Origin of the sequence: Streptomyces sp. NPDC004629, from assembly GCF_042873595.1 — a bacterium.
In the GTDB taxonomy this organism is placed as follows: domain Bacteria; phylum Actinomycetota; class Actinomycetes; order Streptomycetales; family Streptomycetaceae; genus Streptomyces.
In genome coordinates, this window is the sequence record NZ_JBIALO010000011.1 from 94,416 (window position 1) to 111,672 (window position 17,257).

The window sequence follows — 17,257 nt, forward strand, 5'->3', positions numbered from 1 at the left end:
CCGGGCGGCTGGGCCGGACACCGGTGCGAGGGAGCACGTCCCGGATGACTCCGCTGATGTTCCATCCGCGCCGCGGCCGCACGGTGCCGTCGAGGGCGCGGGAGTCCGCCGTCCGTCCGAGGGCCGAGGGCTGCGGGCCGAGCACCCGGGCCGGCCACCCGGCCGCCGTTGGTCCAGGGCTCGGGGGAGCCGGGTCCCGTGATGCCGAGCAGAGGTGTCACGTCCGGTCCGCGTCGCGGTCGACTCGCGCCACGGGGCCGACGAGCCCGCACTCTCCACCGGTCGCGGGCTCCAGCCGGCGACCGTGGCGCATGGCTGGCCGCCTGGGCGGCATACGTTTCTTCCCCCCGGGAGGGCCGGCGCGCGGCGCTCCGGGCGGAATCGGAGCGAAGCGGCGCCGCGCGCCGTCCGGGCCGCTCGCTCATGGCTCCGGCGGGAAGATCCTTTTCCCGGTGTCCGCGTCGGTGATCGAGATCGCCTCGATGGGGCACGACTCGGCCACTTCCAGCACCGCCTCGGACGCCGGCAGCGTCTCGGACCGCGCGCGTCCCCGGCCGTTGCGGTCCGGTTCGAACTCCGCGGGCGCAGAGGCCACGCACAGCCCCGTGCGGACGCAGACCCGCGGGTCGACGGCGACTTTCCAGTGATCGGTCACCGCGACGCTCCTTCGATGACGAGCGGCAGCGTCTTCCAGCCGCGCACGGTCGAGGTCTGCGCCAGTTCCGCGTGGTCCCAGTCCACGTCCCAGGCCGGGAAGCGCCCCAGGATCTCCTCCGCCGCCACCCGGCCCTCCAGCCTGGCCAGGGCCGCGCCCAGGCAGTAATGGGCGCCGACGCCGAAGGTCATGTGCTGGGTGACCCGGTGGATGTCGAACCGGTCCGGGTAGGAATAACGCCGCGGGTCGCGGTTGGCGGCGGCCTGGATGAACAGGACGGCGCTCCCGGCCGGCACGGTCCGGTCGTACAGTTCCACGTCCCTGGTCACGTAGCGCGCGGTGAACGGGCCGGTCGGCTCGAAACGCAGGATCTCCTCGATCGCGTTCGTGATGAGGGACGGGTCGGCCACGAGTTCCCTGCGCTGCTCGGGATAACGGGCCATCAGGGCGCCGAACCAGCCGATGAGGCGGCCCGTCGTCTCGTTCCCCGCGCCGGCCACCACGGTGCAGTAGGTGAGGACCTCGTCGTCCGTGAGCGTGCGCGTGGTTCCCCGCTCGTCCTCGAACTCGGCGGTCATCAACTCGGTCATGAGGTCGTCCGAGGGGTGCTGCTTGCGCCACTCGATGTAGTCCCGGAACGCCTCGGTGCTGAGGATGTCCTCCTGGTTGATCTTTCCGCCGTCCTGCGTGCCCAGCGTCTCGTCCGTGCGGTCGCGGATGGCCGGCTGGTCCGATTCCGGGATGCCGAGGAGCATACCGATCACACGCATGGGCATCTCCGCGCCGACGGCCTCGACGAGGTCGAACCGCTCGGCGCCGGTCACCGGCTCCAGCGCCCGCCGGCAGAAGGCCCGTACCCGTGGCTCCAGCATGGCGATCCGGCGGGGTGTGAACACCCGGGCGAGCAGACGGCGGTGGATGTCGTGGACGGGAGGGTCCTCGAAGATGAGGGTGCCGGGCGGAAGGTCGATGTCGGCCTGAATGATCTCCAGGATGTCTCCCCGTGCCGAGGAGAAGGTCTGCCAGTCGGCGAGGCCGCGCTGGCAGTCGGCGAAGCGGCTGATGGCGTAGAAGTCGTGCTTGTCGTTGTGGTAAAGCGGCTCTTCCTCGCGCAGCCGGTTGTACACGGGGTAGGGGTCGCGCGCGAGCGCGGGGTCATAGGGGTCCCAGTAGATCGTGTCGGCAGTGGTCACGAACACACCTCCTGACGGTGTGCGACGGGTTCTGGGCCGGCCGGGTGCCTCGTTCTCGCTGCCGCGGCCGGTGTCCGGCGGCTCACTTGAGCATGGCGCCGGCGTCGACCGGCAGCGTCACGCCGGTCACGAAGCGGGCCTCTTCGGAGGCCAGGAACAGGACGGCGTTGCTGATGTCCAGCGGCTCCACCCATGGAGTGGGCAGCAGGTGCATGTCCTGCGACACCGCCGCGAAGTCGTCGACGGTGGGGTTCTCCAGGTCCGGGCGGAACATACGGTAAGTGCCCTCGTGCATCACCATCGGCGTGTTCACCTGGGTGGGGTGCAGCGAGTTGACGCGTATGCCGTGTTCCCCCAGCTCCCAGGCAAGGGTGCGCATGAGTCCCACCACACCGTGCTTGGCGGCGATGTAGTGGCCGATGTTCGCGTGGCCCCTGAGCCCTCCGACGGAGCTCGTCAGGATGACCGACCCGCCGCGACCGCCCGCGAGGAGGTGGGGGGTGGACACCTTGGTGGTCAGCCATACGCCGGTCAGATTGACGTCGATCATGTCGCGCCAGGTCTTCTCGGACATGGCGTCGAGCCGGCTGCCGTCGCTGCCGAGGCCCGCGTTGGCCACGACGATGTCCAGACGGCCGAGTTCGGCCACACCGTCGTCCACCGCCGCCTTCAGCGCGTCGTGGTCGCGCACGTCGGCCTGGACGGCGATGATGCGCCGGCCCAGTTTCTGCACCCGGTTGACCGTCTCCTCCAGATCCTCGGGCGTGGACATGGGGAACTGCACGCCGTCGAGCTGCTTGCAGACGTCGACGGCGATGATGTCGGCGCCCTCTTCGGCCAGCCGCACGGCGTGGCTGCGTCCCTGGCCGCGTGCCGCGCCGGTGATGAAGGCGACCTTGCCTGCGACTCGTCCGGACATGACTACCTCGTTTCCTGGGGTGGGGAGCATGGTCATGGCGACGGGGAGACCTGGTCACCGGTCGTCGCGTCGTCGGCCGCGCCGTACGAGCGCGATGATCAGCAGCGCGGCGAGTGCCGTGGCGGGCGCCGCGAGACGCTTGGCGGCTCCCGTGCCGAGCGCGTCGATGAGGTCGATCGGTTCGGCGGTACGGCGCGGTGCGACGCGGCCGGGCTCATCCCGGCCGACGTCCGCGGTCCGCAGGGGTAGCGCTCCGTCCGCCGGGCAGCCGCGGGACGCCTGCCCTGACGGCGGGTTGGCAGGGGGCGGGCCTACGGAGGGCGAATCGTGCGACGCCGGGGCACCGGACGGCAGCCCGACGGGCGGCGAACCCGCGGACGTCGACTCCGCGGGCACCGGCTCTGCGGACGTCGGCTCTGCGGATGTCGGCTCCGCGGACGTCGGGTCCTGCGACGTCCGACCGGTGGACGGCGAACCCGCGGGCCGCAGGTCGGCAGGCGACGAACCCGCAGACGCCGACTCCGCAGACGTCAGGTCCTGCAACACCGGACCGGTGGACGCCGAACCCGCGGGCCGCAGGCCGGCAGGCGACGAACCCGCAGACGCCGACTCCGCAGACGTCAGGTCCTGCAACACCGGACCGGTGGACGCCGAACCCGTGCGCCGCAGGCCGGCAGGCGACGAACCCGCAGACGCCGACTCCGCAGACGTCAGATCCTGCGACACCTGACCGGTGGACGCCGAACCCGTGCGCCGCAGGCCGGCAGGAGACGAACCCGCAGACGCCGACTCCGCAGACGTCGGATCCTGCAACACCGGACCGGTGGACGCCGAACCCGCGGGCCGCAGGCCGGCAGGCGACGAACCCGCAGACGCCGACTCCGCAGACGTCAGATCCTGCGACACCTGACCGGTGGACGGCGAACCCGCGGGCCGCAGGCCGGCAGGCGACGAACCCGCAGACGTCGGCCCCGCGGACGTCAGATCCTGCAACACCGGACCGGTGGACGGCGAACCCGCGGGCCGCAGGCCGGTGGGCGCGGGATGTGTCGGCGATGTCCCGGTGAGTTCGCGGGCGAGGTTCTCGGCGAACTGACCGATGAGCGTGCCCGCGACCTCGCCGAGGGCACCGCGCCCGAACTGGGCGGGCTTGCCCGTGATGGCGAGGTCGGTGTCCATGAACACGTCGGTGGAGGCGTCGCCGGAGCCGACCAGGCGGCAGGTCACCCGGGCCGTGGCGGTGCCGTTGCCCCGTGCCTCCCTGCCGCCGGCCTCCAGCACGACGGTCCTGTCCGTCTCGCTCAGCGACAGGAACCTCACGCTGCCTCGGTAGGTGAGGCCGATGGGACCCAGCTTGACCTTGATCGAGCCGTGGTAGCTGTCGCCGCTGCGGGAGGTGAGCGTCGCGCCGGGCACACAGGGGGTGACACGCTCGATGTCGAGCAGGATCCGCCAGGCCTCCTCCGTCGACGCGGGAATGCTGAGCTTGTTCTGCAGCCTCATGCGCGGTCCCCGGTGTCGGCGGCGGCTCGGACGGCGTTGACGATTCCCTGGTAGCCGGTGCAGCGGCACAGGTTCCCCGACAGGGCTTCGCGGATCTCCTCGTCGGTGGGCTTGGGGTTCTCGGCGAGAAACGCGGTGACCGAGACCACGAAACCCGGGGTGCAGAACCCGCACTGCAGCCCGTGCTGCTCCCGGAAAGCCTCCTGGACGGTGGAGAGTTCACCGCTCGGCGAGGCAAGCCCCTCGACGGTGGTCACCTCCGAGCCGTCGGCCTGCACGGCGAACACCAGGCAGGCCCGGACGGCCTCGCCGTCCAGCAGGACCGTGCAGGCGCCGCAGACCCCGTGCTCGCAGCCGAGGTGTGTGCCGGTCAGGCCGCAGTTGATCCGCAGGAAGTCGGCGAGGGTGAGCCGGGGCGGCACGGTGTCACGGCGCGGGACGCCGTTGATCCGCATCTGGATGTCGATGTCAGCCATGGACTGCCTCCCGTACGGCGCGCCGCCAGGCGCGGGCCACCATGGCCGCGCCCACGCGCTTGCGATAGCCGGCCGATCCGTGCAGATCGGACGGAACCGAGTCGAGGGCCGACAGGGCGAGGTCCGCGATGTCGTCGGCCTTCTCCTCGGCGGGCTCGGACCCGATCAGGGCCGTCTCCGCCGCCTCGGCCCGGCAGGGGGCCGGGCCGAGGCCGAACAGGGCGATGGCGCACCGGTCGATCCGCCCGCCGGGGTCGAGGCCCACGGCAACGGCGGCCCCGGCGAGGGCGAAGTCGCCGCTCCTGCGGGCGAATTCATCGACGGCGAATCCGCAGGGGCGGTGCCAGACGGGGAAGACCACGGCCGTCAGCAGTTCGTCCTCGTCCAGAGCGGTGCTCCACATGCCGGTGAAGAACCGCGCGGCGGGAACGGTGCGGCGTCCGCGCACCGACAGGGTCTCCAGGCCGGCGTCCAGGGCCAGTGCCACCGCGGGATACTCGGCCGCGGCGTCGGCGTGCGCGAGCGAGCCTCCGACGGTGCCGCGGCTGCGGATCTGGAAGTGGCCGATCAGCGTGGTGGCGCGGGCCAGGAGGGGTACGGCGGCCCGTACCTCCTGCGATCGCTGCACGGTGGCCTGGGTCGTGGTCGCGCCGATCCGCAGCGCCCCCTCGCGGTGCTCGATGCCCCGCAGTGCGTCCAGGCGGCGCAGGTCGACGAGGTGTCCGAAGGACGCGAGGCGCAGCGCCAGCATGGGGACGAGGCTCTGCCCGCCGGCGATGGCCTTCGCCTCGTCGCCCAGGCCGGCGAGCAGGGCGACCGCCTCCTCGGCGTCGGCGGGGGCGTGGTACTCGAACGATGCCGGTTTCATACGGTCACCGCCCCGCGCAGGCCGGTTCGGGCCTCTTCGAGGAGTCCGACGATCGACGCCGGTGTCAGCGGCAGCCTGGTGATCTCCACCCCGAACGGCGCGAGGGCGTCGGCGACGGCGTTCACGACGGCCGGGGCGGAGCCGATCGCGCCGCCCTCGCCCACCCCCTTGTGTCCCCCGGGACCGGGGCCGGGGGTTTCGACGTGCCCGAGTTCGATGGTGGGCACCTCGGTGGCCGTGGGCAGCAGATAGTCCATGAAGGTGGTGGCCAGCGGGTTGCCCTCGTCGTCGTAGGCGAGGTGTTCGTAGAGGGCGCCGCCGATTCCCTGCACGGTGCCGCCGAGGATCTGGCCCTCCACCACACTGGGGTTGATCATGGGCCCGCAGTCCTCGCTGACGATGTACCGCAGCAGTTTCACTCCGCCGGTCACGACGTCCACCTCGCAGGTGCACAGGTGCGTGGCGTTGGCCCAGATCATGGGGTGCGGTGTGCGGTAGCGGCCGCTCGCCTCCAGTCCGGCCGGCACGCCCGGTGGCAGGGCGTGGACCTGGAAATAGGCGATGCCGGCGATCTCGGCGAGGGTGAGTGCGCGCTCGGGCCTGCCCCTGACCGATGCCCGGCTCCGGACGAACTCCACCTCGCCCACGGCGACGTCCAAGCGGTGCGCCGCGATCGCGAGGATGCGGGTCCGCAGCCCGGCGGCGGTCTCGGCGATCGCACCGGCCGTCATGGGCCCCGACCGGCTGCCGCCCGTACCGCCGCCGAACGGGGTGACCGCGGTGTCGCCCTGGATGGTGCTGACGTCCTCGATGGCCACGCCGAGCGCGTCGGCGGTGAGCTGGACGACGGTTGTCTCCAGGCTGTTCCCGCACGAGCCGCCGGCGACGTGGACGTTGACCTTGCCGGAGGGCTCGATCCGGATGGTCGCGCCCTCGGTGCCGTGGAACGGCGTGGCGCCCGCGGTGGGTTCCACATAGGTGCAGGTGCCGACGCCGAGGTGGCGCCCCTGGGCGCGGGCCCGTTCCTGCTCGCGCCGGAAGGCCGGGTAGTCGAGCATCTCCAGCGCCTGTTCGAAGGTTTCGTAGGGAGTGATGTGGTCGTAGGGCATTCCGAGGCAGTTGGCGGTGGGCAGGTCCTCGCGGCGCAGCATGTTCCGGCGCCGCAGTTCGACGGGGTCCATGCCCAGACGGCGCGCGGCGGTGTCGAGGAGGACCTCGCGCGCCATCGACTCGAACTGCCAGGGCCCTCGATAGGCCACCCGGCCGCTGGTGTTGGAGAACACGAACCGGGACTGGAAGGTGCCTTCGGGAATGCGGTACGGGCCGGGAAACAGCATGCCCACGGCGATGCCGCTCTGCACGGGCGACGGCGTCGGGTAGGCGCCCGCGTCCTGGACGTGGTCAAGGGTGGCGGCCAGGATCCGGCCGTCGTCGTCGAAGGCCATCCTCGCCTCGCCGTGCTCGTGGCGCGCCTGCCCGGCCGCCAGCAGATGCTCCTGCCGGTCCTCGGTCCACTTCAGCGCCACGGGCAGCTTGAGCGCCGCCAGCATGACGCACATGTCCTCGCGCTGCGGCAGCACCTTCTGCCCGAATCCCCCGCCGGTGTCCCGCGCCGTCACCCGCACCCGGTGTTCGTCGACGCCGAGCAGACGCGCGCCGAAGGAGCGGACCTCGTGCGGGGACTGGGTCGCCGCCCAGATCGTCATCTCCCCGGCGGGCGCCGCCCATTCGGCGACGATCCCACGGGTCTCCATCGGCACCGGCCCGTGGGACTGCTGGTGGACGGTGGTGCTCACCACGTGTGCCGCGTTCTCGAAGACGGGCGCGAGTTCGTCCATCGGGCGCCCGCCGAGCCGGCCCACCAGGTTGTCGGGATGGGTGGCGTGGACCGATTCGGGTGACTGAAGCGCGGTGGTGTAGTCGACGACGGGCACAAGGGGCTCGTAGTCGACCACGACCAGCTCGGCCGCGTCCTCGGCGATGTAGCGGTCCACGGCGACGACCATGGCCACGGGGTCTCCGACGAAGCGCACTTCGCCCTCGGCGAGCGGCGGGCGGGGGGTGTCGGGGTCGTCCCGCCCGTTGAGCGAGTACCACTGTTCGTGTACGCCGGGATTGAGGTCGGCCGCGACGAAGACGGCGTGGACGCCCGGGAGGACCAGCGCCTCCGAGACGTCAACCCCGGTGATGCGGGCCCGTGCGAGAGGACTGCGTACGAAGCAGGCGTGCAGCATCCCGGGCCGCACGACGTCGTCGACGTAGGTGCCGGTGCCGGTCAGCAGCCGGGGGTCCTCGACGCGCGGGGTGCGGGTGCCCGTGTAGGGGCTCTGCCCTGCCCGGTCGGGGCGCAGAGCCCGCGAGGAGCGGGCCGGCGCCGCCTCGTGGGTGGTCCCTGCCATCGGCCTCGCCCTCCGTTCACCCGGCCCAACCGCCGGTGATGGGTGGATCAGCCCGAAGAAGCCGGTGCTGAACGACTGTTTAACAGGCGCGCTGAACAACTGTTTAACATCGGGCCCCGGACCCGTCAAGGACAATGGCCCCATGACTGCGCCTCGCCGTATGGGTACCGAGAACTCCAGAACGCGCCTGCGGCTGCTGGACATCACCGAGCGGCTGATGCTCAAGGAGGGGTACGCCTCCGTCGGCATCCGCCGGGTGGCGCGGGAGGCCGATGTCGCGCCCGCGCTGGTTCTCTACTACTTCCGCACGCTCGACGACCTCTTCCTCGCGGTGCTGCGGCGGCGGGCGGAGCAGGAACTGGAGAACTCGGCACGCGTGCTCGACACCCCGCAGCCGCTGCACGCCCTGTGGCAGCTCAGCAGCCAGCCCGGAGCCGCCCTGATCACGGAGTTCATGGCCCTGGCCAACCACCGCAAGGCCATCCACGGCGAACTCGCCGCCCACGCGGAACGCTACCGCCGGGCGCAGGAGGAGATCATCGTCCGCAAGGCCGCCGAGGCGGGGCTCTCCCTGCCGGACGTACCTCCCGTCGCGCTGCTCGTGGTGACCACGGCGCTCGCCCGTGTCCTCGTCATGGAGAAGTCTCTCGGCATGACCGCCGGGCACACGGAGACCCTCGACCTCGTGGAACGGATCCTCCAGCGTATCGAGGGAGCCCCCGAGCCCGGCCCCGGCCACCCGGCCGACGGCCGCACAAGCGCGTGACCGTGACCTCCCGCTCGGTCCGACCGGCGCCACCGGCACGGGCTGCGGCGCACGCCGCACCATCAACTCTGGTCGGAATAAAGCTCGTTGATGCTCGTACGGCACCGCCGAGACCGCGGTCCCAGTCCCGGCGGCGCCCCGGACCGGGCAGAGCATGCAGCCGAGGTGGGCGGCGGGCATCTCATGGTGCGGGCGATGGCCCGCCGAAAAGAGGAAGGCCAGCCGCAATCCGGGACCATCGGCCCCGGCAGCGACCGCACACAGAAGGAGCACAGTGGAGACGTGGGGGGTGAGCCGGCGTCCACCGCGCGACGCGCAGGCAGGAAGGAGGTGCGAGATGACCGCCCAGCACAGCACCGTCAGTGAGGTGATGACACGGGATGTCGTTACCGTTCGACCGGACACCCTGTTCAAAGAGATCACGTCCGTCCTGTCCAGTCACGGCATCAGCGCCGTGCCCGTGGCCGACGAGCACGGTGCGCCGATCGGGCTGGTGTCCGAAGCCGATCTGCTCCGCAAACAGGCCGAACAGCCCGATGAGTACGGCCGTCAGGCAGCACCGCCCGGGTGGCCGCATGAGAAGGCCAAAGCACGCGCGGAGAACGCCGCCGGGCTGATGACCACCCCCGTGGCCACCGCCCACGCCGACTGGCCGGTGGCCCAGGCGGCCCGCGAGATGGACCGCCGCCATGTCAAACGACTGGTGGTCGTGGACGAGACGGAGCACATCATCGGCATCGTCAGCCGGCCCGACCTGCTGCGTGTGTTCCTGCGCCCCGACGAGGAGATACGCCAGGAGATACACGACGAAGTACTGACAGCGATACTGCGGCTGAGCGGACAGGAGGTGCAGGTCCAGGTTCACGACGGCGTCGTCACCCTGCGCGGCCAGGTCGAGAAGCACAGCACCGCCCGGATCGCCGAACAGCTCGCCAAGGGCGTGGACGGCGTGGTCACGGTCAGGCCCATGATCGACTACGCCATCGACGACAGGGCCGCCGAGAGCCCACGGTAGTCGGGTATCGATCTTTCGGAGCACCCCTCCCAGCAGCACGGGATCACCGGTGTCGTCGGCCACCGGGTTCCCCCGTCCGGCCTGGGCGGCAAAGGCACAGCAGGCCGTCGCCTCGCCTGCGCTGTCGGGGACGGGACCGTTGCGAAGTGATCTCCGTCAACGGCCCCGGCCACCGGGTCAAGAACCGCCTCCAGGCCGTCGTCGCGGGAACGAAGGGGCGCATCGCCGGCTGACGACCGCGACGGCAGGTGTGCCGTCTACTGGTTGCCGAACGCTGTCAGGCGGTCGGCGAGATCACTCAGGCGTATGCCTTTCAGCCGCGGATTGAGAACGCCGGGAACCTCGTCGACGTGGCGGCGCCAGGACTCCGGGAGCACGGCGCCCGCGGCCCCGCACACAGCGCCGACCATGGCGGGCATGCTGTCCGACTGGCGAGAGACCAGTGCGGCGGCGCCGAGGGCGGTCGGCAGATCGCCGCCGGACAGCTCAGCCAGCACGAAGGCCACCGGCAGGGTCTCCGTCGCCACGCAGGCATGGCTGTACACAGCGGGGGCCAGCTCGGCAACCAGGTCGGGGACGGCCTCGAAGGGGGTGGCCGCCGAGCCCCGAATCCGGCGTGCGACGGCCAGGTTGCGGCTGAGCCAGCTGTCATCGGGCACCGAGGACGCCGCATCGGCCAGAGCCTCGGCCAGCGGGACGCCGGAGACCAGCGCAGCAATGGCCCTGGCCATGGCCTGGGTGGCCCAGACGCCGTCCGCCGCGTGCGATATCCGGGCGTAGCGGCCCGCGACCTCAGCGGCGGTAGCCGGGTCACCCGCATAACGGATGCCGATCGGCACGCCTGCCGGCACGGCTCCGTCCGACCAGTGCTCGGGATTGTCGTTGCCGGTGGCCGGGGGAACCAGTCCGCGGGCCGCGTTGATGACGGCTGAGCGCTCGGCGACGCCCGTCCACACGTCATCACCGCCCATCCAGTCCAGCCAGCCGCTGAACAGGTCGGTCTGGCTGTTTTCCTCCTCACACTGAAGCAGGACCAGCGAGGCGATGGCGGCGGTCTCGGCGTCGTCGGTGCAGCTCAGCGGAACGGGATCCCCCGCGCCCAGCGTGAAGGGCAGCAGCGGGCGGGAGACCCGCTGCTCGTCCAGCGCAGCGGAGAACTTCCATCCCGCCTCCCGCGCCCAGGCCGACCTCGCCTGCCGGTGAAACTGGGCCGGCAGTCCAGTGGCGTCGCCGGCGGCCAGCCCGAGCAGTGCGTTGAGCGCGCGGTCACGAACATGTGTCATCCCGTGGTTCCCCGTTCCCTCAGACGATCGGCCAGTTCAACGAGGTCGGTCCCCGCTGTCGCAGTGACACACCGGCCGCGCACCTTGGTGACCTGGTCACACCATGTGGGCGGGATGGCCTGGGCGCCGTGCAGGGCACCTGCGAGAGCGCCGATCACGGCGGCGATGGTGTCGGAGTCCCGGCCGATGTTCACTCCGGCGAGGACCGCTTGCTCGAAGTCCGCCCCGTAGGCGGAGAAGAGACCAAAGGCGAGGGCCAACGCTTCGGGGGCGGTGTCCCACCAGGGATAGTGGAACAGCGGTATCTCCGCGTAGAGCTGCTCGTCCGGGGATCCGGAAGACGCGGCGATCTCAAGCGCCCGCGCGACCAGCCGTGCGGACCAGGAGTCCGGCGGCAACGCGGCCACCCCCGCTGCGACGGCCTCGGCCGGGGTGGTGCGGGTGAGGGCGGCTGCAACGGCTGCGGCGACGGCCTGGGCGGCGTAGATGCCGTCCCTGGAATGGCTGACAGACGCATCGACTGCGGCGATTCGAGCGGCTTGCGCGGGATCACCGGAGCAGAGGATTCCGACCGGGGCGACCCGCATGGCCGCGCCGTCGCTCCACGTCTCGTAGCTGTCCGAGCCGCTGACCGGTGGCCTCAGTCCGGACCGCAGGTTGGCGATGGCGACCATCTCGCTGAAGCCGGCGCCGTAGAAACCCCCTTGCTGCTCTCCGACCGTGGCCATCCACAGGTCGGCCACGTCGTCGCTGGTGATGTTTCGCCCGTGCCGTAGCAGGCCCAGAGCACACAGAACGGCGTACTCGGTGTCATCGGTGCCGGCGGCGTCGTCGGAGAGAAAGCCGGTGACTCGGCCGAAACGTTCGCGGATGGCATGCAGGGTCATGCCTTCCGTGGGCGCGCCGAGTGCGTCGCCGGCGGCGAGCCCCAGTAGCGCCCCTCTGGCTCGGTCCTGAGTGGTCACTCCACCTCCTGAGTTGCATCGTTTTGCGCGGCAGATGTTACAACGAAGAATCTTCTTAACTGCAGAGACGCTAGCCCGTTGACTTGTCGGCACGCAGTCATGCAGAGTACCGGCCAAATCGATTTGCGCACTGTGAGGCGGCGTGAGGGAAGCGAAGAAGCAACCAGGTATCGCGGAGGTCGCGGCGGCGGCCGGCGTCAGCGTGACCACGGTTTCGCATGTGCTCAGCGGGCGACGCCCGGTCAGCGCAGCGACCAGGGCGCTGGTGGAGAGGGTCATCAAAGAACTGGGTTACCGGCCGAACCCGTCGGCTCGCGGCTTGCGGACACAGCGCAGCGAGTCGATCGCGCTGATCGTGCCCGACCTGACCAACCCGTTCTACACACTGGTCGCCGCAGGCCTCCAGGACGTGCTGATGGAGAGTGGATATCTGCTCTCCATCACGGACGCCGCGCAGCCGGGGCGGGCACTCCCCGAAGTGGTACGCCACGTCCTGGCGCGGCGGGTCGACGGGATCGTGCTGGCGTCGTACGGAGCCACTGACGACGACATCGCCTCCATTGCGGAGACCGGCACCAAGCTCGTGCGGCTCGGCAGCCGGTTCCGTGCCGAGTTCGGCGACGTGGTCCGAGCCGACGACGTGGGCGGCATGCACGATGTGGTCAACCATCTGCTTGATCGCGGATACCGGCGGATCGGGTTGGTCAACGGCGAGTACAACGCGCAGCCGAGCCAGATGCGGCTGGAGGGCTACACCCGGGCGCTGCGCGAGGCGGGCCGGACAGCCGACCCCGACCTCATCCACTTCGGCACCTTCAGCCGGGCGAGCGGCGCAGAGGGCGCTCGGCGGCTGTTCGCCTCCGCACACCCGCCGGACGCCATCGTCGGCGGCAACGACCTGATCGCGGTCGGTGTGATGGACGCGGCCAGAGAACGAGGCCTCGCCGTACCCCGTGATGTGGCGATCACCGGCTACGACGACATCGAGGCCGCATCGCTCGTGACTCCCGCACTCACCACCGTGCACAACCCTGCCCGCGAGATCGGCAGGACGTGTGCGCGGATGCTGCTCGACCGGTTGGCCGGCAAATACGACGACGTGGCGCGCGAGACCGTACTCGCCCACCGCCTGGTCATTCGCGAATCATCCTGAGGAGACCACCATGCCTTCCCCCATGTCCCGCCGCAGCCTGATCAAGCTGGGCGGTGGCCTGCTGACCGCAGGCACACTGGCCGCGTGCGGCAGCGGCTCGTCGTCCGGCTCCGGCACGGTGACCTACTGGTCCGCCTTCACCGACAGCGACGTCGAGCGCTACTTCAAGAAGAACTTCATCGACACGTTCAACAAGAGAGCCAAGAACGTCCAGGTCAGAATGGATGTCAAACAGCTCCAGACCCTGGGCAGGCTGACCGACACCGCCGTCGCCGCCGGCCGCGGCCCCGACGTGGTCTACGCCGACGGTCCGTCTTCTGCGCTGTCCTTCGCCAAGAGTTCACACACCGTCCCACTGGACTCCTACGCCAAGAAGTACGGCTGGCAGGACAAGTTCCTTCCCTGGGCCTGGGAAGCAAGCAAGGTCGACGGAAAGCTGTACTCCGTGCCCATCGGATACGGCTCAGTGGTGCTCTACTACAGCCCGGCGGTTTTCCACAAGAACGGCTGGGCAGTGCCCACCACACTTGCGGAGTTCGAGGATGTCTGCACCGCGGCCAAGGCGAAGGGGATGATCCCGGTCGGCGCAGGCAACAGCGGGTACACAGCCCAGAGCGAGTGGTACCTGACCGCCTTCCTCAACGCCACGGCCGGACCCCAGGCACTCTACGAGGCACTCACGGGCAAGCGCCCCTGGGACGACAAGGTGTTCGTCGACGCGATCACGCTGTACAAGCATCAGATAGACAAGGGCTGGTGGGGCGGCGCCCCGGATCGGTACTTCACCAACACCGACACCGACATGTTCACCGGACTTGCTCAGGGCAAGGTCGCCATGTACATCACCGGCACCTGGAGCTTCGCGTCCGCTGATTCCTTCTTCACCGGAGACCAGAAGTGGGAGTGGGCACCGCTGCCTTCCCTCAGCGACACGGTGAAGCCCGGTGTGTTTCCACTCGCCATCGGAACCGCGCTGTCGGTCAACGCACGGGCGAAGAACCCCGCAGGCGCGGCCGAGTTCATCGATTCCATGGTCGCCGACCCGCAGGACATGCTCGACTATCTGGCTGCCACGGGCACCAACCCTGCCCCGCTCAAATTCGATCAGTCCGCCTACCCGCCCGGTACGGATGACCGCGTGGCCCGCCTGTATCAGACCATTCAGCAGTCGACGAACCTCGGCTACGCGAGCTGGTGTTTCATGCCCCCGAAGTCGGACACCTACCTCTACACCGAGTTCGACAAGGTCATCACGGGCAGCATGAAGCCTGCCGAATTCTGCAAGGGCCTGCAGAACACCTTCGCCGACGAACTCGCCGCCGGGTCGGTCCCCACTCCCTTCGAGCCCACGTCATGAGGGGTGCACGACTCAGGGCGTGGCTGTTCATGGCCCCGCTCGTGGCGGTGAACCTCCTGGTCATCGCCGGCCCCGGGCTCATGTCGGTCTACTATTCGTTCACCGACTGGGACGGCCTCAATTCCCCCGCACTGGTCGGCTTCGCCAACTACACCGCGATGTTCGGTGATCCCGACTTTCTCAGGGCTCTGCTGCACAACCTGCTGTGGACCGCGTTCTTCCTCGTGGTACCGATGTCACTGGGTCTGCTCGGCGCCTTCCTGCTGACCCGGATCAAGCGGTTCCAACTCGTGTTCCGGGTGCTCTACTTCGTCCCCTACGTCATCGCCACCGTGGTCTCAGCCACCATCTGGCGGCAGATACTCAGCCCCACCAGCGGTATCGGCCCGGTACTGGGCGACCTGGGCATACCGGGGCTCAAGGATGTCAACTTCCTCGGCGACGGAGACATCGCACTCGGCACTGTCGCGTTCGTCAACAACTGGCAGTGGTGGGGATTTCTGGTGGTCATCTTTCTGGCCTCCATGCAATCCATCGAGCCCTCGCTCTATGAGGCGGCCAGAATGGACGGCGCGAACACCTGGCGGGAGTTCTGGCACATCACGCTGCCGGCCATCCGCCCGACCTTCATGTTCCTCTCCCTGATGACGGTGATCTGGTCGTTCCTGGTCTTCGACTACATCTACATCCTCACCCAGGGCGGACCCGCAGGTTCCACCGACGTACTGAGTACGGTGATGTACCGCATGGCCTTCGAACAGCAGCAAGCCGGGTACGCGTCGGCGATCGGCGTCGTCCTCGCCCTCATCAGCGCCGCGACAGTCGGCGGCTACCTCTACCTCCGCCGACGCCTGAAGTGGGAGATGTGATGGCGCGACGTGGCACAGCGAAACATCCCTTCGCTTACCTCATCCTGATCATTCTTGCCGCCTATGCCGTCGTACCGATGGTGATTTTCCTCCTTGCCTCGCTGAAGACTCCGGGCGAGATCAGCCAGAGTCCGCTCAGCCTGCCGGGCACGTTCCGCTGGGAGAACTTCGCCACCGCGTGGTCCGATGCGGACATGGGCCGCGGTCTGGGCAACAGTGCACTCATCGCGCTCTCCACCGGAGCCGGGGTCGCCGTGATCGCCGGGTGCGCCGCCTACGCTCTCACCCGGCTTGCGCTGCCCAAGCCAGGGCTGTTCATCATGTACCTGCTGGTTGCCAGTTCGCTTCCCATTCAGCTCTTCCTGGTGCCGCTGCTCTCGCTGTGGACGAAGATCGGCCTCTACGACAACAGGTTCGGGCTCATCGTCATCTACTGGGCGATCTACAGCCCGTTCGCCACGCTGCTGATCCGTACCTTCCTGCTGGCGGTGCCCAAGGACTATGAGGCGGCGGCACGGCTGGACGGCGCCGGTGAGATCACCGTCTTCACACGGATCGTGTTCCCACTGATCTGGCCGGGCGTGCTCACCGCAGCGCTGGTGGCCGGACTGCAGGCGTACAACGAGTTTCTCCTGGCCGTCACCTTCATCCAGGACAGCACGAAGCTGCCGGCCTCCGTCGCGCTGTACTCCTTCCAGCAAGGTCTGTCCCCCAACTGGGCACTCGTCAGCGCGGCCGGCCTCATCATGGTCCTGCCGGTTCTTGTGCTGTTCGTCGTTCTCAACCGCCGCTTCGTCGAGGGCTACACCTCGTCCGGCATGACCGGTTGAGGTGAAGCGTCGGCTCTCAGCGTTTGTCGGTACGGTTTGCGACCGCGGCGGGCTGATGCGCGAAGGCGTCGGCGAGGGCCTGCCGGAAAGTCCGTGCTGCCGGTGGCAGCGGGTCGCGCCCGAGCAGGCAGATACTTCGGGTGACCGTTGGTTCGACCAGTGGCCTGACGGCGAGCGTGCGGAAGCCGAGGAGCGGGAGCACCGCTGCCGGCATGGCGCTGACTCCGATGTCCGCCGCAACCAGTCCGGCCACGGTCGCCACGCCTCGCGCTGTCACCAGCGCGTGCGGGGCTGTGCCGGCCGAGGCTAATCCGAGGTCCGTCAGCGAGCGGACGCTGCTTCCGGGCTGTAGCGCGACGAACGGCACCTCACTGAGTTCAGCCCAGGTGATCTCGTGCGAGCCGCCAGGCCGCTGTCCGGGGGCACGATGGCGACCAGGGGGTCGGTTGCCAGTACCTCGACGTCCGCGCAGTCGCTGACCCGTGAGGCTTGTTCGGCGTCACAGATCGCCAGGTCGGCTTTCCCCGCTTCGAGCATGGCCACGCCCTCGTCGGCCGGTACGTCGAACACGGCCACCGAGCGACCGGGGCTGCCGTCGGTGAAGGCCCTCACGGCCGCCGGGAGCACGGTGGCCGCTACCGAGGGAAGCGCGGCGATGGTGACCTCGCCGTTCTCGCCGGCCAGATATCCGTCCCACTGTCTGTGCCCACGCTCTGCCGCCGCGAGAACGCCGCGTGCGATCGCAAGATAGGCGTGCCCGGCATCAAGTCCACCTGTCGGCCCATGTCGTCGGCGTACATGTGGAAGCCGTTGAGGTAGGTGCTCATCGCGTCGAGCGGGTGTTTCGGCTGCATGGCACCGGCCGCGAGGTCGAGTGCGCGGTGCTTGAGGGTATGCCCCTTGCCGATCTTGGTGATCGCAGCCGCCTTGCGGACGAACAGGAGACTCGCCGCAGCCATCACGCCTGCTGCGGCACCGATGCCCATGGTGCTGGCCGGCCCCCGGC

Annotated in this window: 16 protein-coding genes and 1 pseudogene; 6 read left to right on the forward strand and 11 right to left on the reverse strand. The window is 69.6% G+C overall.

Translation table 11 applies throughout. The features are described from left to right. Positions 1-421: 421 nt before the first annotated feature. From ACFYTE_RS18680 to ACFYTE_RS18710, 7 genes are all read right to left on the reverse strand, one after another. On the reverse strand, positions 422-655 hold the full coding sequence (locus tag ACFYTE_RS18680; protein WP_388711105.1) for a ferredoxin: 234 nt from the start codon (positions 653-655) through the stop codon (positions 422-424). Beyond that, entirely contained in the window at positions 652-1,848 is a 1,197-nt protein-coding gene (locus tag ACFYTE_RS18685; protein WP_388711108.1) for a cytochrome P450, read from the reverse strand. The genes ACFYTE_RS18680 and ACFYTE_RS18685 overlap by 4 nt, the downstream gene beginning before the upstream one ends. A gap of 82 nt (positions 1,849-1,930) precedes the next feature. Next, positions 1,931-2,767 (reverse strand): mycofactocin-coupled SDR family oxidoreductase, encoded by an 837-nt coding sequence (locus tag ACFYTE_RS18690; RefSeq protein WP_388711110.1) that lies wholly within the window; start codon positions 2,765-2,767, stop codon positions 1,931-1,933. A 54-nt stretch (positions 2,768-2,821) separates the two neighbouring features. Further along, positions 2,822-4,270: an SRPBCC domain-containing protein gene (locus ACFYTE_RS18695; RefSeq protein ID WP_388711113.1), complete on the reverse strand. Its 1,449-nt coding sequence runs from the start codon at positions 4,268-4,270 to the stop codon at positions 2,822-2,824. Next, positions 4,267-4,746: a (2Fe-2S)-binding protein gene (locus tag ACFYTE_RS18700; protein WP_388711116.1), complete on the reverse strand. Its 480-nt coding sequence runs from the start codon at positions 4,744-4,746 to the stop codon at positions 4,267-4,269. The genes ACFYTE_RS18695 and ACFYTE_RS18700 overlap by 4 nt, the downstream gene beginning before the upstream one ends. Then, positions 4,739-5,614, reverse strand: a complete 876-nt coding sequence (locus ACFYTE_RS18705; protein ID WP_388711119.1) for an FAD binding domain-containing protein — start codon at positions 5,612-5,614, stop codon at positions 4,739-4,741. The genes ACFYTE_RS18700 and ACFYTE_RS18705 overlap by 8 nt, the downstream gene beginning before the upstream one ends. Next, on the reverse strand, positions 5,611-8,013 hold the full coding sequence (locus ACFYTE_RS18710) for a xanthine dehydrogenase family protein molybdopterin-binding subunit (RefSeq protein WP_388711121.1): 2,403 nt from the start codon (positions 8,011-8,013) through the stop codon (positions 5,611-5,613). The genes ACFYTE_RS18705 and ACFYTE_RS18710 overlap by 4 nt, the downstream gene beginning before the upstream one ends. Before the next feature lie 142 nt (positions 8,014-8,155). Here ACFYTE_RS18710 and ACFYTE_RS18715 point away from each other — a divergent pair, with 142 nt between their 5' ends. After that, positions 8,156-8,779, forward strand: a complete 624-nt coding sequence (locus ACFYTE_RS18715; protein ID WP_388711124.1) for a TetR/AcrR family transcriptional regulator — start codon at positions 8,156-8,158, stop codon at positions 8,777-8,779. 337 nt (positions 8,780-9,116) lie between these two features. Next, the gene (locus ACFYTE_RS18720) at positions 9,117-9,794 is read left to right on the forward strand and encodes a CBS domain-containing protein (RefSeq protein ID WP_388711127.1); all 678 of its coding nucleotides are present in this window, start codon (positions 9,117-9,119) and stop codon (positions 9,792-9,794) included. Between the two features lie 257 nt (positions 9,795-10,051). Here ACFYTE_RS18720 and ACFYTE_RS18725 read toward each other — a convergent pair whose 3' ends face one another. Both ACFYTE_RS18725 and ACFYTE_RS18730 read right to left on the reverse strand, forming a co-directional pair. Continuing rightward, positions 10,052-11,077, reverse strand: coding sequence for an ADP-ribosylglycohydrolase family protein (locus ACFYTE_RS18725; protein WP_388711130.1), 1,026 nt, complete (start codon positions 11,075-11,077; stop codon positions 10,052-10,054). Continuing rightward, a complete protein-coding gene (locus ACFYTE_RS18730) occupies positions 11,074-12,042 on the reverse strand; it encodes an ADP-ribosylglycohydrolase family protein (protein ID WP_388711133.1) in 969 nt (322 codons plus the stop codon). Before ACFYTE_RS18730 ends, ACFYTE_RS18725 begins: the two co-directional genes overlap by 4 nt. Positions 12,043-12,184: 142 nt before the next feature. Here ACFYTE_RS18730 and ACFYTE_RS18735 point away from each other — a divergent pair, with 142 nt between their 5' ends. Genes ACFYTE_RS18735 through ACFYTE_RS18750 form a run of 4 tightly spaced genes read left to right on the forward strand, consistent with a single transcriptional unit; the run spans position 12,185 to position 16,251 of the window. Further along, a complete protein-coding gene (locus ACFYTE_RS18735; protein ID WP_388711136.1) occupies positions 12,185-13,195 on the forward strand; it encodes a LacI family DNA-binding transcriptional regulator in 1,011 nt (336 codons plus the stop codon). Positions 13,196-13,205: 10 nt separating this feature from the next. Continuing rightward, positions 13,206-14,552 (forward strand): ABC transporter substrate-binding protein, encoded by a 1,347-nt coding sequence (locus ACFYTE_RS18740; RefSeq protein ID WP_388711139.1) that lies wholly within the window; start codon positions 13,206-13,208, stop codon positions 14,550-14,552. Continuing rightward, positions 14,549-15,421 carry a carbohydrate ABC transporter permease gene (locus ACFYTE_RS18745; RefSeq protein WP_388711142.1) on the forward strand — a complete coding sequence of 291 codons (873 nt, stop codon included), beginning with the start codon at positions 14,549-14,551 and terminating at the stop codon, positions 15,419-15,421. The genes ACFYTE_RS18740 and ACFYTE_RS18745 overlap by 4 nt, the downstream gene beginning before the upstream one ends. Continuing rightward, positions 15,421-16,251, forward strand: coding sequence for a carbohydrate ABC transporter permease (locus ACFYTE_RS18750; RefSeq protein WP_388711145.1), 831 nt, complete (start codon positions 15,421-15,423; stop codon positions 16,249-16,251). The genes ACFYTE_RS18745 and ACFYTE_RS18750 overlap by 1 nt, the downstream gene beginning before the upstream one ends. 16 nt (positions 16,252-16,267) lie before the next feature. On the opposite strand, the pseudogene ACFYTE_RS18755 reads toward ACFYTE_RS18750, so the two are convergent. Both ACFYTE_RS18755 and ACFYTE_RS18760 read right to left on the reverse strand, forming a co-directional pair. After that, positions 16,268-16,878, reverse strand: a pseudogene (locus ACFYTE_RS18755) (LysR substrate-binding domain-containing protein). Positions 16,879-16,886: 8 nt separating this feature from the next. Next, positions 16,887-17,237 (reverse strand): hypothetical protein, encoded by a 351-nt coding sequence (locus ACFYTE_RS18760; protein ID WP_388711148.1) that lies wholly within the window; start codon positions 17,235-17,237, stop codon positions 16,887-16,889. Positions 17,238-17,257 lie beyond the last annotated feature (20 nt).

Bases quoted from the DNA above. Each gene is read 5' to 3' on its own strand.
- ACFYTE_RS18740 (WP_388711139.1), top strand. From the start codon at position 13,206: ATGCCTTCCCCCATGTCCCGCCGCAGCCTGATCAAGCTGGGCGGTGGC.
- ACFYTE_RS18700 (WP_388711116.1), bottom strand. From the start codon at position 4,746: ATGGCTGACATCGACATCCAGATGCGGATCAACGGCGTCCCGCGCCGT.
- ACFYTE_RS18695 (WP_388711113.1), bottom strand. From the start codon at position 4,270: ATGAGGCTGCAGAACAAGCTCAGCATTCCCGCGTCGACGGAGGAGGCC.
- ACFYTE_RS18710 (WP_388711121.1), bottom strand. From the start codon at position 8,013: ATGGCAGGGACCACCCACGAGGCGGCGCCGGCCCGCTCCTCGCGGGCT.
- ACFYTE_RS18715 (WP_388711124.1), top strand. From the start codon at position 8,156: ATGACTGCGCCTCGCCGTATGGGTACCGAGAACTCCAGAACGCGCCTG.
- ACFYTE_RS18760 (WP_388711148.1), bottom strand. From the start codon at position 17,237: ATGGGCATCGGTGCCGCAGCAGGCGTGATGGCTGCGGCGAGTCTCCTG.
- ACFYTE_RS18705 (WP_388711119.1), bottom strand. From the start codon at position 5,614: ATGAAACCGGCATCGTTCGAGTACCACGCCCCCGCCGACGCCGAGGAG.
- ACFYTE_RS18720 (WP_388711127.1), top strand. From the start codon at position 9,117: ATGACCGCCCAGCACAGCACCGTCAGTGAGGTGATGACACGGGATGTC.
- ACFYTE_RS18750 (WP_388711145.1), top strand. From the start codon at position 15,421: ATGGCGCGACGTGGCACAGCGAAACATCCCTTCGCTTACCTCATCCTG.
- ACFYTE_RS18745 (WP_388711142.1), top strand. From the start codon at position 14,549: ATGAGGGGTGCACGACTCAGGGCGTGGCTGTTCATGGCCCCGCTCGTG.
- ACFYTE_RS18690 (WP_388711110.1), bottom strand. From the start codon at position 2,767: ATGTCCGGACGAGTCGCAGGCAAGGTCGCCTTCATCACCGGCGCGGCA.
- ACFYTE_RS18725 (WP_388711130.1), bottom strand. From the start codon at position 11,077: ATGACACATGTTCGTGACCGCGCGCTCAACGCACTGCTCGGGCTGGCC.